At 61.5% G+C, this 17,025-nt stretch carries 12 protein-coding genes; all 12 read left to right on the top strand.

Features of this window, described 5'->3' with window-relative positions; translation table 11 throughout:
* Positions 1 to 209: 209 nt before the first annotated feature.
* The 12 genes from ACZYTC_RS10990 to lpxD all read left to right on the top strand — a co-directional run bounded on the left by ACZYTC_RS10990 (position 210) and on the right by lpxD (position 17,001).
* A complete protein-coding gene (locus ACZYTC_RS10990; protein ID WP_434956043.1) occupies positions 210 to 1,505 on the top strand; it encodes a lipoprotein-releasing ABC transporter permease subunit in 1,296 nt (431 codons plus the stop codon).
* Between the two features lie 4 nt (positions 1,506 to 1,509).
* Positions 1,510 to 2,205 carry an ABC transporter ATP-binding protein gene (locus ACZYTC_RS10985; protein ID WP_434956044.1) on the top strand — a complete coding sequence of 232 codons (696 nt, stop codon included), beginning with the start codon at positions 1,510 to 1,512 and terminating at the stop codon, positions 2,203 to 2,205.
* Between the two features lie 544 nt (positions 2,206 to 2,749).
* Positions 2,750 to 6,217, top strand: coding sequence for a DNA polymerase III subunit alpha (gene dnaE / locus ACZYTC_RS10980; protein ID WP_441772504.1), 3,468 nt, complete (start codon positions 2,750 to 2,752; stop codon positions 6,215 to 6,217).
* A 286-nt stretch (positions 6,218 to 6,503) separates the two neighbouring features.
* The gene (locus ACZYTC_RS10975) at positions 6,504 to 7,514 is read left to right on the top strand and encodes a 30S ribosomal protein S2 (RefSeq protein WP_434956045.1); all 1,011 of its coding nucleotides are present in this window, start codon (positions 6,504 to 6,506) and stop codon (positions 7,512 to 7,514) included.
* Between the two features lie 153 nt (positions 7,515 to 7,667).
* On the top strand, positions 7,668 to 8,597 hold the full coding sequence (tsf, locus tag ACZYTC_RS10970) for a translation elongation factor Ts (RefSeq protein ID WP_434956046.1): 930 nt from the start codon (positions 7,668 to 7,670) through the stop codon (positions 8,595 to 8,597).
* Between the two features lie 113 nt (positions 8,598 to 8,710).
* Positions 8,711 to 9,427, top strand: coding sequence for a UMP kinase (gene pyrH, locus ACZYTC_RS10965; protein ID WP_434956047.1), 717 nt, complete (start codon positions 8,711 to 8,713; stop codon positions 9,425 to 9,427).
* Between the two features lie 33 nt (positions 9,428 to 9,460).
* Complete coding sequence (gene frr / locus ACZYTC_RS10960; RefSeq protein WP_434956048.1) at positions 9,461 to 10,021, top strand: ribosome recycling factor; 561 nt, start codon at positions 9,461 to 9,463, stop codon at positions 10,019 to 10,021.
* A 133-nt stretch (positions 10,022 to 10,154) separates the two neighbouring features.
* Entirely contained in the window at positions 10,155 to 10,925 is a 771-nt protein-coding gene (locus ACZYTC_RS10955) for an isoprenyl transferase (RefSeq protein ID WP_434956049.1), read from the top strand.
* A 109-nt stretch (positions 10,926 to 11,034) separates the two neighbouring features.
* Positions 11,035 to 11,859 carry a phosphatidate cytidylyltransferase gene (locus ACZYTC_RS10950; RefSeq protein WP_488989596.1) on the top strand — a complete coding sequence of 275 codons (825 nt, stop codon included), beginning with the start codon at positions 11,035 to 11,037 and terminating at the stop codon, positions 11,857 to 11,859.
* A gap of 171 nt (positions 11,860 to 12,030) precedes the next feature.
* Positions 12,031 to 13,155 (top strand): M50 family metallopeptidase, encoded by a 1,125-nt coding sequence (locus ACZYTC_RS10945; RefSeq protein WP_441772502.1) that lies wholly within the window; start codon positions 12,031 to 12,033, stop codon positions 13,153 to 13,155.
* Between the two features lie 173 nt (positions 13,156 to 13,328).
* Positions 13,329 to 15,536, top strand: a complete 2,208-nt coding sequence (gene bamA / locus ACZYTC_RS10940) for an outer membrane protein assembly factor BamA (protein WP_488989595.1) — start codon at positions 13,329 to 13,331, stop codon at positions 15,534 to 15,536.
* Between the two features lie 388 nt (positions 15,537 to 15,924).
* Positions 15,925 to 17,001: a UDP-3-O-(3-hydroxymyristoyl)glucosamine N-acyltransferase gene (lpxD, locus tag ACZYTC_RS10935; protein ID WP_488989594.1), complete on the top strand. Its 1,077-nt coding sequence runs from the start codon at positions 15,925 to 15,927 to the stop codon at positions 16,999 to 17,001.
* The last annotated feature ends 24 nt before the right edge of the window (positions 17,002 to 17,025 follow it).

Genomic DNA, 17,025 nt, shown 5'->3' with positions numbered 1-17,025 from the left:
CACTCGCGGCGTTTTTGTTGTTTATCAAGAAATTTTTGTATTCATTTGAATTGTAACGACTAATCTCAATGGGATCTTCGTCATTGCGCAAGAGGCGCCTCGATTAGAGCGTCAAAAAGCCGTGGCAAAGCTGGGCATCGCTGAATTTTTGCCGTGCAAACGCCGCGATTCTCGCAGAGTAAGAGGCCTCGCGCCCCACCTGGAATGCCATGAACGCGTCTGCTTCAGCCACGACATCGTCGGAACCGACCGGAACGCCGCCTTTCTCCGCCTTCGAGTGGATGGTGGCCCTGCGCTATCTGATGCCGCATCGCAAGGGCGGAGTGGCTTCTCTGATTGCCGTTCTGTCCTTTTTGAGCTTCCTCATCGGCGTCGCCGCTCTCATCATCGTGATGTCGGTGATGAACGGCTTTCGTGTCGAACTGCAATCCAAGATCCTCGGATTCAACGGGCATATCGTCGTCTCTCCCTATGAGACGCCGCTGACTGACTATGATGCGGTTACCAGCCGCCTCGCCAAGGTGCCCGGCGTGACCCTGGCTGTTCCCTTCGTGGAAGGACAGGTACTGGTGTCGTCGCCCTTCTCGGCGAGCGGCGCCCTGGTGCGCGGCATGAAGCTCGAGGATCTCAAGCGCTTGCCGGGGCTTGCCAACAATATCAAGGACGGCACGCTGGACAATTTCGACCAGGGGCAGGGCGTGGTGATCGGCGCCAGGCTCGCATCCTCGCTCGGCCTGCAGATCGGCGACGGCATTACCCTGATCTCTCCCAAGGGAGACCAGACAGCCTTCGGTACCACGCCGCGCATGAAGGTCTATCCGGTCGTCGCCACCTTCGAGGTCGGCATGTCCGATATCGACAGTGGCTTCGTGATCATGCCGCTGCAGGAATCGCAGGCCTATTTCAACCGGGACGGGGATGCCACGGCGATCGAGGTTTATATCGAGAACCCCGACCGCGTGCAGTCCGAGAGCGAGGCGATCAAGACGGCAGCGGGACGTCCGGTTTCCCTTGTCGACTGGCGCCAGCGCAATTCAGCCTTCTTTACGGCCCTGCAGGTCGAGCGCAACGTGATGTTCATGATCCTGTTGATTCTGGTGATCATGGCGGCGCTCGGGGTCGTCTCCAGCATGGTCATGCTGGTGCAGTCCAAGCAGACCGACATCGCCATCATGCGCACCATGGGCGCGACGCGTGGCGCGATGCTGCGCATCTTCTTCATCACCGGCATGGCGATCGGCCTGCTCGGCACGATAGTCGGCCTGCTGCTGGGCCTGCTGGTATGTCGTTACATCGAGAACATCCAGGAATTCATCTCCTGGCTGTCAAACACGCAGCTCTTTGCCTCCGAGATCTATTTCCTCTCGCGCCTGCCGGCCAAGACCGATCCGACGGAAGTGACCGTGGTGGTCGTCACCACTTTGATCCTGTGCTTCCTGGCAACGCTCTATCCCGCCTGGCGGGCCGCCAAGCTCGACCCGGTCGAAGCGTTGAGGGGAGGCTAAGCCGATGAGCATGTCGGGTGAAATTCCAGCCCTCGAGCTACGGGCAGTCGAACGGAGCTACCAGCAGGGCCCCACGGAACTGCGCATCCTGCGCGGCGTGGACCTCGTGGTGATGCCGGGGCAGTCGGTAGCGCTGATCGCTCCCTCGGGGGCCGGCAAATCGACCCTGCTCCACATCGCCGGCCTGCTCGAGAGGCCGGATGGCGGAGATGTGTTGATCTCCGGCGATTCCACAGCCGACCTGAACGATACCGGACGCACGCGCCTGCGCCGCAATTCGATCGGCTTCGTCTACCAGTTCCACCATCTCCAGCCGGAGTTTTCGGCATTGGAGAATGTGATTCTGCCGCAGATGATCCGGGGCCTGTCACGCCGCGAGGCGCGACAGCGTGGCGAAGAATTGCTGACCTTCCTTGGCCTCGGTCAGCGCTTCGGCCACCGGCCCAACGAGTTGTCGGGCGGCGAGCAGCAACGTGTCGCCATTGCCCGTGCGGTCGCCAATGCCCCGCATCTCATCCTGGCCGACGAACCGACGGGCAATCTCGACCCCGGTACGGCGGATCATGTCTTCGGCACGCTGACGGCGCTGGTGCGTGCGTCCGGTCTGGCGGCCCTGATCGCGACCCACAATCTCGATCTGGCGGCGCGCATGGACCGCCGCGTCACCCTGCGCGATGGTCATATCGTCGAGCTCAACTGACAATTGTGACGGTGAACGCCCGATTGTGAACGGCGCTTCTCACTATGGTAAACGCCGGAATCGATCGGCCCCGACAAGCAGGGGCGTGCCGCATAACATCTTGAATAATATCGAGAAAATTCCGTTGAGATGATGCGGGCGCGAGTGCTGATGGCTCGCGTCAGGGGAACATAAGCGCGACATAAGATGGCGGTTCGGCGACGATGCGCTTGACTCGGAACAAAACGTGAACAAGATGTCTCTATCGAAGAGAGGAGAACATTATGTTTGCTCGTTTCACGGAAGATTTCGCCGCCATCGCCTCGATGAGCCTGTTCCTCGTCATGCTCGCCATGTGGACGAGCTTCCTGAGCGGCGTTTAAGCCAGATTTGTCCACACTTGTCCACAGGCTCTCAACAAGGGGCAGTGGCGAAGATGTGACGCTGATGTGGCCATCCGTGGCTGGGGTAGAAAGTCAGCTATGGTGCCCGGCCGGATTGCCATAAACCATAGGGGAAGGCAGGCAGCGAGTCGCGCTGCCGGCCAGAGCAAAGCGGAGGTGTCATGGCGGAGGGGAAGGCGAACGGTCCGGGCTTCGTCCATTTGAATGTCCGCTCGGCCTATTCCTTGCTCGAGGGGGCGATGAAGGTCCCCAAGCTTGCCGATCTCGCCAAGGCCGACGGCATGCCGGCCCTGGCGTTGACGGACACCAACAATCTGTTCGGGGCGCTGGAGTTTTCCGAAAAGCTCGCCGGTAGCGGCATCCAGCCGATCATGGGCATCTCGCTGGCGATCAATTTCGCCGACCGCGAGGATGCCTCGGACCGGCGGCCTTTGCACCAGCGGCGTTTGCCGCGCATGATTCTGCTGGCTCAGAGCGAAGTGGGATATGGCCATCTGATGGCGCTGTCTTCCCATTGCTACATGGATCCTGCCAACGGCGAGGAGGCGCATGTTTCTATCGGGCGCCTGGCCGAGTTCCAGGAGGGCCTGATTGCACTGACGGGCGGCCCCTCCGGTCCACTGGACATGGCTCTGCGCGAGGGGCTTGACGATCTCGCGAGGATCCGGCTGCAGCGCCTGCTGGCGATGTTCGCCGATCGTCTCTATGTCGAAGTGCAGCGCCATGACAGCGCGGAAGAGCAACAGGTCGAGGCTCCGCTTCTGGAACTCGCCTATGCGACCGACGTGCCGCTGGTGGCGACCAACGAGGTCTATTTCGCCGCGCGGGCCGACAGCGAACCGCATGATGCGCTGATGGCAATCGCCGAAGGTCGCATCCTGGCCGAGACGGATCGGCGGCGAATGACGCCGAACCATTACTTCAAGAGCCGGGCAGAAATGGTATCCTTGTTCAAGGATCTTCCAGAGGCTATTGAAAATACTATTGAAATTGCCAAGCGTTGTGCCTTTCGCGTGCGTACGAGAAAGCCGATCCTGCCGCGTTTCTCCACGGGTCTTGACGAGACGGGCGCCCCCGTCGACGAGGCCGTCGAATTGCGTCGCCAGGCCGAGGAAGGCCTCAAGGCCAGGCTGGCCGCGCATGGGCCGGCTCCTGGCCACACCGAAGACAGCTACGCCAAGCGGCTGGAATTCGAGCTTTCTATCATCGAGCGCATGAAATTCCCCGGCTACTTCCTGATCGTGGCTGATTTCATCAAGCACGCCAAGGGGAAGGGAATCCCAGTCGGGCCGGGGCGTGGATCGGGTGCAGGCTCCCTGGTTGCCTACGCTCTCACCATCACCGATCTCGATCCGCTGCGCTTCAGCCTGCTGTTCGAGCGCTTCCTCAATCCCGAACGTATCTCGATGCCGGACTTCGACATCGACTTCTGCCAGGAGCGGCGTGACGAGGTCATCCGCTATGTGCAGGAGAAATATGGAGAGGATCGGGTCGCGCAGATCATCACCTTCGGCTCCCTGCAGGCGCGCGGCGTGCTGCGCGACGTCGGGCGTACGCTGGAGATGGGATATGGCCAGGTCGACAAGCTGTGCAAGCTGGTGCCGCAGAACCCGGCCAATCCGGTAACGCTGGCCAAGGCGATCGAGGACGAGCCGAAGCTGCGCGAATCCGCCAAGGACGATCCTACCGTCGAGCGCCTGCTCAGCATCGCCCAGAAGCTGGAGGGGCTCTATCGTCACGCCTCGACCCATGCCGCCGGCGTGGTGATCGGGGATCGTCCGCTGGTGGAGCTGGTGCCGCTCTATCACGATCCGAAGACCTCGATGCCGATGCCGGCCACCCAGTTCAACATGAAATGGGTGGAGCAGGCGGGCCTGGTGAAGTTCGACTTCCTCGGCCTCAAGACGCTCACCGTGCTGCAGCGCGCCTTGATGTTCCTCAAGCAGCGCGGCATCGATCTCGATCTTGCAGGCCTGCCTCTCGATGACAGGAAGAGCTATGAAATGCTCGGCCGTGGCGAGACGGTGGGTGTGTTCCAGGTGGAAAGCGCGGGCATGCGCAAGGCGCTGCTCGACATGAACGCCGACCGTTTCGAGGATATTATCGCGCTGGTAGCCCTCTACCGCCCGGGCCCGATGGCCAATATTCCGGTCTACAACGCCCGTAAGAAGGGGCTTGAAGAGCCGGACTACATGCTCGACCAGCTCAAGCCGGCCCTGGAAGAGACCTATGGCGTCATCATCTACCAGGAACAGGTGATGCAGATCGCGCAGATCCTCTCCGGCTATACGCTGGGCGAGGCCGACATGCTGCGCCGCGCCATGGGCAAGAAGATCAAGGCGGAGATGGATGCCCAGCGTGTGCGCTTCGTCAAAGGCGCCGTCGAGGGGGGGACTCAGAAGGCCAAGGCGGACGAGATCTTCGATTATCTCGCCAAGTTCGCCGATTACGGCTTCAACAAGAGCCACGCGGCCGCCTATGCGCTGGTCTCCTACCAGACCGCCTATCTCAAGGCGAATTATCCGGTCGAGTTCATGGCGGCGTCGATGTCGCTGGATATGTCGAACACCGACAAGCTCGCCGAATTCCGCCTGGAAGCGCGTCGGCTCGGCATCAAGGTCGAGGCGCCCTCCATCAACCGCTCGGGGCCTGACTTCGAGGTCCATGACGGCTCGATCCGCTATGCTCTCGGTGCAGTCAAGGGCGTCGGCCTGGCGGCGATGGAGCGCCTGGTCGAGATCCGCGGTGACCAGCCCTTCTTCGACCTCGGCGACTTCGCGCGGCGTATCGATCCCAAGGCCATCAACAAGCGCATTCTCGAAAACCTGGCGGCGGCGGGAGCCTTCGACGAATTCGACCGTGATCGGGCGCGCATCACCGCCTCCATCGATGCCATCATGGCGCAGGCGCAGCGCGCCCATGCCGAGAAGAGTGATGGACAAGCCGACATGTTCGGCTCCGCTTCGACGCCCGAGCCACTGAAAGGTACTGTTGTCGAGCCGTGGGAACCCGCCGACCGTCTACAACGCGAGTTCGACGCGATCGGCTTTTTCCTTTCAGGCCATCCGCTCGATGCCTACGTCACCGCCTTGGAGCGCCTGCAGGTGCCGTCCTGGGCACAATTCACCCAGAAAGTGAAGCAGGGGGCCACGGCAGGGCGCCTGGCGGCGACCGTGCTGTCACGTTCCGAGCGCAAGACCCGAACCGGCTCCAAGATGGGCGTGATCATGCTCTCCGACGCCTCGGGCCAGTTCGAGGCCGTGATCTTCTCGGAAGGCCTGGCGCAATATCGTGACTTGTTCGAGCCGGGCACGGCCGTGCTGGTCGGCGTGCAGGCCGCTCATGAAGGAGACGATGTACGCATTCGCATCGTGACGGCCGAAAAACTCGACAACGCCACCGCCAAGACCCAACGCGGCATCAAGGTTTTCCTGCAAGGCGAGCTGGCCCTTGAATCGGTCGCCAAGCGGTTGGGCCAGCGCGGGGAGGGGGAGGTCTTCCTGATCCTGCAGCTGGATGGCGGCATGCGGGAGGTCGAGTTGAAGTTGCCCGGCAAATTCCTGGTGACCCCGCAGATCGCCGGTGCGATCAAGGCGATCCCGGGTGTAGCGACCGTCATGCAGATGTGATGCGGGGAAGCGGCGTGTGAGCGAAGTAGGGCGCATATGGTGTGCCGGTCTTGAAGGCCGTGATGCGGATTTCAGCTTGTGCGCTGGACGAAGGGAGCGAGGCGTGTGCCTTTTCAGCATTTGTCCTTGCCTAATCGCCCACATCCCCTTATAGAGCGCGCCATTCCACACGCGGACGAAGCGGCCCTGCCGCTCCGGTGCCGTGTTTTGTTTCGTCCGCTATGGCGCGGCGAGGCAGGCACGGTAGATGTCCGCGGAGGCCTTATCAAACCGGAGTTACAACTCTATGGCACTGCCAGATTTTTCCATGCGCCAGCTGCTCGAAGCTGGAGCCCATTTCGGCCATCAGTCGCACCGCTGGAACCCCAAGATGGGGCCCTATCTCTTCGGCGTGCGCAACGGCATCCACATCATCGACCTCGCCCAGACGGTTCCTGCGTTCCATCGCGCTCTGCAGGCGGTGTCGGACACGGTCGCCCGTGGCGGTCGCGTGCTGTTCGTCGGCACCAAGCGCCAGGCTCAGGACGCGGTTGCCGATGCGGCCCGCCGTTCGGCCCAGTATTATGTCAATTCGCGTTGGCTCGGCGGCACGCTGACCAACTGGAAGACCATCTCCAACTCGATCCAGCGTCTGCGCAAGCTCGACGAGCTGCTCTCCGGTGGCGCCCAGCAGGGCTACACCAAGAAGGAGCGCCTCGACCTCACCCGTGAGCGCGACAAGCTCGAGCGCGCCCTCGGCGGTATCAAGGACATGGGCGGTACCCCCGACCTGATCTTCATCATCGATACCAACAAGGAAGACATCGCGATCAAGGAAGCCCGCCGCCTCAACATCCCGGTGGCCGCCGTCCTCGATTCGAATTCCGATCCGGATGGCATTACCTTCCCGATTCCGGCCAATGACGACGCTGGCCGCGCTCTGTCGCTCTATTGCGATCTCGTCGCCCGTGCCGCTCTCGACGGCATCTCCCGCGCCCATGGCGACATGGGTCTCGACATCGGCGCCGAAGAAGCGCCGCTGGTCGAGGAACTGCCGGTTGCCGACGAAGCCGCTTCGGGTGAGCTTTTCGAGCTCCTGTCCGCTCCGCGCGGCGCGCCCGACGATCTGACCAAGCTGACCGGCGTCGGCCCGCAGCTCGAGAAGAAGCTCAACGAGGGTGGTCTGTGGCACTATTGGCAGGTCGCCGCCATGACCCCGGCCGACGTTGCCAAGGTCGATGCCGAGCTCAAGCTCAACGGTCGTATCGATCGTGACGGCTGGGTGGAACTGGCCCGCAATCTGGTCGCCGGCGCCTGACACGGTCTGAAGGCTGCAATTTCGTTGCAGCCTCCCTATCTATCCCTGAACACGGCCCGGTTGCTCGCCTTCCAATTGTGATGTTGGAGTGGTAAGCGCCGGGCCGCTTCCCATCACCGGACCTGTTCCGGTTTCCCAAAGAGGTATCCTGCAATGTCGAACATTACCGCCGCCATGGTGAAAGAGCTGCGCGAACAGACCGGCGCGGGCATGATGGATTGCAAGGCAGCGCTCACCGAGACCGCCGGCGATCTGGAAGCCGCCGTTGACTGGCTGCGCAAGAAGGGCCTGTCGAAGGCCGCCAAGAAGGCTGGTCGTGTCGCTGCCGAAGGGCTTGTCGCCCTGCTGGTCGAAGGCAACCAGGGCGTTGCCGTGGAAGTCAATTCCGAAACCGACTTCGTGGCCCGTAACCCCGAGTTCCAGGATCTGGTCGGCGGTATCGCCGAAGTGGCTCTGAAGACCGGCGAGGACGTCGAGGCCCTCAAGGCGGCTGCCTTCCCGGGCGGCGGCACGGTCGAGGAGAAGATCTCCGCCACGGTCGCCAAGATCGGCGAGAACATGTCGCTTCGCCGTGCCAAGATCGTCTCGGTCGGGCAGGGCGCCCTGGCGACCTATATCCACAACCCGGTCGTTGCCAACAAGGGCCGCATCGGCGTGATTGTCGCGCTGGAGTCCGCTGGCAATACCGAGAAGCTCGCCGAACTCGGCCGTCAGATTGCCATGCACGTCGCGTCTTCGAACCCGGTCGCAGTCGATGCCGCCGGCGTCGATGCCGCGATTGTCGAGCGTGAGAAGACCATTCTCGCCGAAAAGTATCGCGAGCAGGGCAAGCCGGAAGCTGCGATCGCCAAGATCGTCGAGAGCGGCATCAAGACCTATTTCAAGGAAGTAACCCTGCTCGAGCAGCCCTTCATCTTCGATCCCTCCAAGTCGGTCGGCCAGGCCATCAAGGAGAGCGAAGGTGCTGCCGGCGGCCCGATCAAGGTGGCTGGCTTCATCCGCTACGCTCTGGGTGAGGGCATCGAGAAGCAGGAAAGCGATTTCGCAGCCGAAGTTGCCGCTCAGGCTGGTCACGCCGCCTGATCTTCTATTCCAACGACCCTTGGCCGCACTTCGGCCATGTGGATGATCGAGATCGACAACAGGCGGCTTAGAGCCGCCTGTTGTATAAGTGGCCAGCGAATCGGAGAGCAGTCATGGCGGTACTTCCCTATAAACGCGTCCTGGTGAAGCTTTCCGGTGAGGCATTGATGGGAGGCGAGGCCTTCGGCATCGATCGCGGCACGGTGCGCCGGATAGCCGAGGACGTCATCGAAGCGGTCAAGCTGGGTGTGGAAGTCGGCGTGGTCGTGGGCGGCGGCAATATCTTCCGCGGCTCGCAGATCGCCGGTATGGGCTTGTCGCGGCCTGCGGCCGACTCGATGGGCATGCTCGCCACCGTAATGAACGTCATCGCGCTCGAGGCCCAACTCGCTTCCCTCGGCCAATCCGCTCGCGCCATGTCCGGCGTCGCCATGCCGTCGGTGGTCGAAACCTATACGCGCCAGCAGGCGATGGAGCATCTGGCCAAGGACCGTGTCGTGCTGCTGGCGGGCGGCACCGGCAATCCCTTCTTCACCACCGACACCGGCGGTGCACTGCGTGCGGCGGAGCTGGAATGCAACGTCCTGATGAAGGGTACGCAGGTCGACGGCATCTATTCCGCCGATCCCAAGAAGGATCCCGCTGCTACCCGCTATGATCACATCACCCATGACGAGGTCATCCGCAAAGACCTCAAGATCATGGATACGGCGGCGTTTGCGCTTGCCCGCGAGGCGCGCTTGCCGATAATTGTCTTTTCGATTCAACAACCCGGATCCCTGGCAGCCGTGCTGCGCGGGGAGGGGCGTTGCACTCTGGTCACTCCCTGACCACTTCCGTCAAAGAAATTCGAGGGCAGGAACATGGCTGCGTCATTCGATATCGCCGAGGTCAAGCGTCGCATGGAAGGCGCGCTCAATGCGCTGAAACATGAACTGGGTGGTCTGCGCACCGGCCGGGCCTCTTCCTCACTGCTCGAACCGGTGCATGTCGATGCCTATGGCGCCAGCATGCAGCTGTCGCAGGTCGCCACCATTTCGGTGCCCGAACCGCGCCTGCTTAGCGTGCAGGTCTGGGACCGTGGCATGGTCGGCGCCGTCGAGAAGGCGATCATGAACTCCAATCTTGGACTCAATCCGCAGACCGAGGGACAGGTGATCCGGCTGCGCATTCCCGAGATGACGCAGGATCGCCGTAAGGAACTGGTCAAGGTCGCGCATAAATATACCGAGTCGGCGCGCGTGGCGGTTCGGCATGTCCGCCGTGACGGCCTGGACATTCTGAAGAAGACGGAAAAAGACGGTACGATTGGTGAAGACGAAGAAAAGCGTCTGGCCGATCAGGTGCAGAAGGCGACTGATGCGATGATCGCCGAAATCGATAAGACCCTCCTCTCCAAGGAGAAGGAAATCATGCAGGTGTGACGGAAGAGGGGTGCAGATTATCCGCAAGGACTATTTTACTCCCCCTATTCGACACCAATTATCCACTGTCTATCCGATGATCGTTCGATAGAATTCGTGCCAGCCGGTTCGGCGGAGAAGCTTCGAGGCACCAATGTTTGGCAGGGACGAAATCGACGACGCAACTGTGGCGACCCCGCCGGCTCATGTCGCCATCATCATGGATGGTAATGGCCGCTGGGCCTCCAAGCGCCTGATGCCCCGTTTCGAGGGGCATCGCCGGGGCGTGGAGGCGCTCAGGCGTACCGTCCGCGCCGCTGCTGAGCTGGGCATCCGTTACCTGACGCTCTATTCCTTCTCGTCGGAGAACTGGTCGAGGCCCCGGACTGAAGTCGACTATCTCATGGGGCTGGTGAAGCGCTTTGTGCGCAACGATCTGGCCGACCTGCATGCCAACAATGTCCGGGTTCGTATCATCGGCGAGCGAGAAGGGCTCGACGCCGAACTTGCCGAGCTCCTGATCGAGGTCGAGAATCTCACGGCCGCCAATACCGGATTGACCCTCGTCGTGGCGTTCAACTACGGCGCCCGGCAGGAGATTGTTGCGGCAGCCAGGCGCTTGGCGGAGAAGGTTGCGGAAGGGCTGCTCAAGCCCGCAGACATTACGGCCGAAGCCATCGGCGCCAATCTGCACACGCATGATATTCCGGATCCAGATCTGGTCATCCGGACCTCAGGAGAACAAAGGCTCTCCAATTTCCTGCTCTGGCAGGCGGCCTATGCGGAGTTGGTTTTCATTCCCTTGCTCTGGCCGGATTTCGACCGCCGGGCCCTGGAAGCGGCGCTGGCCGAGTATCACGCGCGCGACCGTCGTTTCGGGGGGCTTGGCGAGACCGATCCTCCCCGTCAGGCCAATTCCGGCTAGGGCGGTATCGTCGACGTGCCTGTGGGGGAAGATGTGACAGCAGTTTTGTGTCGGGGAACAGCGGCTTGCCGGCTGCGGGGGGCGGTGCCATCCGTCCGCGGTCTCTGACATGGCAGGCGCATCCAAGGCCAACTGGTCCGATCTTTCCATCCGCATCGCCTCAGCCCTGGTGATGGCCGGGCTGGCGCTGGTCACGGCCTGGTGGGGAGGCCCTCTTTTCGTACTGTTCTGGTTCCTCGCCGCTGCTGCCGTTCTTTGCGAATGGCTGTTTCTGATCGCCGCCGGTCGACGCGATTGGCTGGTCGTTGTGCTCGGTGTCGGCCTGCTCGCCGTGTCCACGCTGTTCGCCCTGAGCGGGCAAGCCGGAACCGCTCTGTTGACCGTCGTCGGGGGCGCGGCGGTGATGGGCGGCCTGGCGTGGGGACGAGGTCTGGCGCAGCCGCTGCTGGCCGCTGTCGCCATACCCTATGCGGCCTGCGTGGTCTTGCCGGTTACTCTTTTGAGGCTCGACGAGCCCCATGGTATGCGCGCCATTTTCGTGCTGTTTGCCATTGTCTGGGGCTCGGATGTACTGGCCTATTTCACTGGTCGGACCCTGGGTGGTCCCAAGCTCTGGCCGAGGGTAAGCCCGAAGAAGACCTGGTCTGGCTTCATCGGCGGCACCGTGTTTGCTGCGGCGGCGGCCGGCCTTGTCGGCGGCTCCGTTGTTCTTGTTCCCATAGGGGCCGCGCTGGCGGCGATCTCTCAAGGTGGTGATCTCCTTGAATCCGCCTTGAAGCGCCGCTTTGATGCCAAGGACGCGAGCCAGCTGATACCCGGCCATGGCGGCGTCATGGACAGGCTCGACGGCTTTCTGGCGGCGGCGCTGGCTGCTTTGCTGATCGGGCTTGCGCATGCTGGCCTGCATCCGGCCCAGGGCTTCATTGTGTGGTAGTGCCGAAAGGCTAGGCAGAGTTTCCCGACGAGACCCAAGAGTGAGCCTCGCCGGGAAACTCTGCAAATTGGTTTGCTATCTTGCCAGTTCCTCCTGACCGTGCCTGTGGCCCCATCATGAGGAACCTGAGTAGGCCGGTGTGGCTTGGCTTTTGGCGCGTGAGAGGAATGGATGATGGGTTTTTTGGATAGTTTCGGTCTCGGTGCTCTCGGCTTCGTGCCGTTCATCGTGATCATTTCCATCCTGATCTTCTTTCACGAGCTTGGGCATTTCCTTGTCGGGCGCTGGTGCGGCGTGAAAGTCGTGACCTTCTCGATCGGCTTCGGGCCGGAATTGTTCGGCTATGACGACCGGCACGGGACCCATTGGCGTATCGCAGCAATCCCCCTCGGCGGTTATGTGCGCTTCTTCGGCGATGCCAATGCCGCTTCTCTGCCCGATGAAGAGCGCAACCAGCTGATGACGCCGGAGGAGCGTGCGGTCAGCCTGTTCCACAAACCGGTCTGGCAGCGCATCGCCATCGTGGCGGCCGGCCCTCTGGCCAATTTCATCCTGGCCGCTTTTGTCTTCGCGGCTGCATTCTCGATTTATGGTTACCCGAATTCTGACGCCATTATCGGGCCGATCAAGGCTGACGGACCGGCGGCCAAGGCGGGACTGCGCAAGGGCGACAGGATCGTCGAGGTCAACGGCACCAAAGTCACCCTGTTCGACCAGCTTCCGGAACTGATTTCGGCTGTGCCCGGGCGCCCCGTGAACCTCACCATCGAGCGTGGACAGGAGAGCTTCGACGTCAGCGTCACCCCTGAAACGCGTACGTTCTCCACGCCCGATGGCAAGACCATTTCGCGGGCCATCATCGGCATCGGCCCCGGCGGCATGTCGCGTCTCGACCCTGTTTCGGCGCTGTGGCAAGGCACCAAGGAAACCGGACAAGGTATTGGTGCATCAGCGAAATTTATCTACGACCTCTTTGCCGGACGTGGCGATCCCAAGCAGGTGACCGGCATTGTCGGCATTGCGGTCGTATCCAAGACGATTACCGAAACCATCGGGCTCGCCGGTCTGATCCTGCTCACGGCTGGTCTGTCGATTTCCGTCGGCTTCATCAATCTGTTGCCGATTCCGGTTCTAGATGGCGGACATCTGGTCTTTTACGCCATCGAGGCGATCCGGGGCAGGCCAGTGGGAGCCCGTGCGCAGGAACTGTCCTTCGGCATCGGGCTCATGTTGATAATTACAATCACTGTTTTGGTGTTGGGCCATGATCTGTCACAGCAATTATCGGGCGGTTGAGAGGGCGTGGCGGATTCGCAACGGTCTCCCAAAAAAGGACGGACGGTGGCCGGGGGTCGGTTTGCATGTGTCCGGAAACCCTGTAGAAGCATTTCCAATGAGAGCAATGCGGGCTGGTGAGGTTTGGCATTGAACTCGACTTGGTTTGGTAAAAAGAGTGGGATTTAGACCCGATGGCAACAGCAATGTACAAGTTGAAGCTGGGCGTTGCCCTCGCGGCTGTCGCGGTTCCGTCGTTGTTCGGGGCCTTCGTGGCATCTCCTTTGGTGGGCACGGCTGAAGCCGCTCCGAGGAAGCATGTTGCGTCGCGCTCGGCACCGATCGTCAACCGCATCGTGTTCGAGAAGAACAAGAAGGTCACAGCGGACCAGCTGTCTTCCATCATGGAGACCAAGCCCGGCAGCCAGGTGAACCAGGCCACCCTCAATGCGGACATCGATCGCATGCGTGAGGCCTACAACCGGACCGGCCGCTCGACGGTGCAGATTACCTATCGCGAAGTCCAGTTGCCGAACAATCGCGTCGACCTCGTCTTCACGGTGGCTGAGGGCTCGAAGGTCGGCATCGACTCGATCAACTTCGTCGGTAACAACAATTTCTCTGCCTGGCGCCTGAAGCGCCAGATGGCCACGATCGAGAGCGGCTATCTCGGCTGGCTGCGCACCACCGACACTTATGATCCGGATCGCCTCGCCGGTGACGAAGAGCGCCTGCGCCAGTTCTATGTGAACCACGGCTATCCTGATTTCCGCGTCGTCTCGATCGTGCCGTCGCTGAACGAGAAGCAGGACGCCTATGTCCTCACCGTCACGGTCGACGAGGGGCAGTACTACAAGTTCGGCCCCTCGCAGGTCGAATCCACCATTTCCGACGTCAACCCCGCCGACCTCAATGGCGATGTCCAGTCGTGGAACAACTGGACCTATCGTGGCGAGGACGTGGACAAGACCGTCGAGGACATGACGATCAAGCTGGCTGGTTCCGGCCACCCCTTCGCTCAGGTCCGCCCGCGCGCCGTTCGTGACGCCGGCGGCAACATCATCAGCGTCAACTATGTCGTGGAAGAGGGCGCGAAGGTCTATATCGAGCGCATCAACATCCGCGGCAACACCCGCACGCGTGACTATGTGATCCGCCGCGAGTTCGACGTTGGTGAAGGCGACCCCTACAACAAAGCGCTGATCGAACGGGCGACCCGCCGCCTGCGCAACCTTGGCTACTTCAAGAACATTCGCGTCACCAACGAGCCGGGCTCGGAGCCCGATCGCGTGATCGTCAATGTCGAGGTCGAAGATCAGTCGACCGGCGAATTCTCGCTGGGCGGCGGCTACTCCACCTCGGACGGCTTCCTTGGCGAAGTCTCGCTCACCGAGCGCAACTTCCTGGGCCGTGGCCAGTATGTGAAGGCTTCGGTACAGTACGGCCAGCGCACGCAGGGCTACAGCCTGTCCTTCACCGAGCCCTATTTCCTGGGGCAGCGCATCGCCGCCGGCTTCGACCTGTTCTCGAAGACCACGGATGACAGCGACTACAGCTACTACAAGGACCAGACCACCGGCGGCACTCTGCGCGCAGCCTTCCCGATCACCGAGAACTTCACGGTCGGCGTCAACTACACGATCTATTCGGAGAAGGTGACGATCCCGGATGGTCGATATTGGGATGGTGACTTTACGAACGGTGAGGCATCCTGGGCCATCAAGGAACTCCGAGACGAGGGACGTCGCCTTGTCTCGATGATTGGCTATACCCTCACTTACAACACGCTCGATGATCTCAAGCAGCCGAGTTCGGGTATCTATGTCCAGTTCAAACAGGACATTGCCGGCTTGGGCGGCGATGCCAAGTTCATCAAGCAGTCGATCGATGGTCGCTACTACTATTCGCTGACCGACGACCTCACCGTGATGGTTCGCGGACAGGGCGGCTATATGCGCGGCTTCGGAGACAAGGACAATCTGGCGATCGTCGACCAGTTCAGCCCTGGCCCCGATCTGGTGCGTGGTTTTGCTCCGGGCGGCATTGGTGCGCGCGACATCGCTGGCGGTTCCAAGGGCAATGGTCTGGGTGGTACGACTTATTTCGGCGGTACGGTAGAACTGCAGTTCCCGATCTTCGGCTTGCCACGTGAGGTGGGTCTGCGGGGTGCTGTGTTCGCAGATGCCGGAACTCTCTATGGCTATGGTGGCAAGAATTTCGCTATCGCGCATCCTGGAGAGTTCGATCTCGTCGACAGCCACAAGATCCGCTCTTCCGTCGGCGCCAGCTTGCTGTGGGCTTCGCCTCTGGGACCGCTGCGCTTCGACTACGCTTACGTCCTGACCAAGGACAAGCATGACGACACGCAGGCTTTCCGCTTCGGCACGATCGTCAACTATTGATGATCTGACCTGGGGTTTGTGCCGGCCGGTCCCTTCGGGGCCGGCCGGTTTTTTGTTCGCAAAGCGGTATCCTTCGCATGCCGCAATGAACGGAAATACTCGGTGTTTTGCATTGCATCCCCTTCATCGTGTAAGGGCTAGAGCGTTTTACGATTTGACGGAGTCAACCAGAGCCGCAGCGACGCTCATGCCAATCCGTTGGATTGGTTTGGAAACTAGGAGCTGGAGCGAACAAGCGTTCGGACATGAACCTGATTTGCTCTGGGGATGAACGATCAGGCCGGTAACGCTTTTGCAAAGGGACTGGTCTATTCATAATGAAAAAGATCACCGGTTTCGGAGCAGCCACTCGAAGCCGGATTTGGGGGCTGACCGTAGCGTGGAGTTGATGACGGATCCGGTATTCTTTCACGCGCGCAACCACCTCACCGTTGCCGACATCGTCGAACTCACCGGCGCTGAACCGGCGGCCGGCCTGTCGCTGGACTTGACGGTGGAACGCGTGGCGCCGCTCGATCATGCCGGGGAGGGCGATCTGAGCTTCCTCGAGAATCCGCATTATCTGCCGATGCTGGAAACGTCGAAGGCGGCGGTGATTCTGATCTCGCCCAAATTCACCGATCGCGCCCCGAAGAATGCGCCCTTGCTGGTGGCGCGCGAGCCCTATCGTGCCTTTGCCCAGATCGGCATGGCGTTGTTCCCGGATGCGGCACGCCCACAATCCTTTTTCGGAGCCAAGGGCATTTCGCCGGGTGCCGTCGTGCACCCCGAAGCGAGGCTCGAGATCGGTGTGACCGTCGATCCGGGCGCCGTCATCGGGCCGCGGGCGGAAATCGGGGCAGGGACCATCGTCGGCGCCAACGCGGTGATCGGATCGGATGTTCGGATCGGCCGCGACTGCTCGATCAGCCCGAATGCGGTGATCCAGCATTCCCTGATCGGTAATCGTGTCATCATCCATGCCGGTGCCTGTCTTGGCCAGGATGGTTTCGGTTTTTCGATGGGGCCGCGCGGCCACCTCAAAGTGCCGCAGGTCGGTCGCGTCGTGGTGCAGGATGATGTCGAGATCGGCGCTTGCACCACCATCGATCGTGGTGCCAATCGTGACACCATCATCGGCGAGGGCACCAAGATCGATAATCAGGTGCAGATTGCCCACAACGTCATGGTCGGGCGGCACTGCGTGCTGGTGGCGAAGGTCGGGATCTCCGGTTCGACCGTCCTGGAGGATTTCGTGGTGATGGGGGGTGCCTCCGCCACGGTTGGCCATATCCGCATCGGCATGGGCGCCCAGATCGCCGGCGCCGCCAACGTCAAGGACGACGTGCCGCCGGGCGCGCGCATGGGCGGTACGCCTGCCCAGCCATTGGGGGACTATGCGCGCGAACTGGCCCTGCTCAAGAGGCTGGTCAAGAATTCGCGGGTTCGATCGGGGCAAGGTACGGACGAGGGATCCGCTCCCTAAAGCGTCTTGCGATTCCGTGTGTCT

Source organism: Labrys sp. F242, from assembly GCF_057813875.1.
The sequence above is the reverse complement of the archived record's forward strand: the minus strand, read 5'-3'. Positions and strand labels throughout refer to the sequence as shown.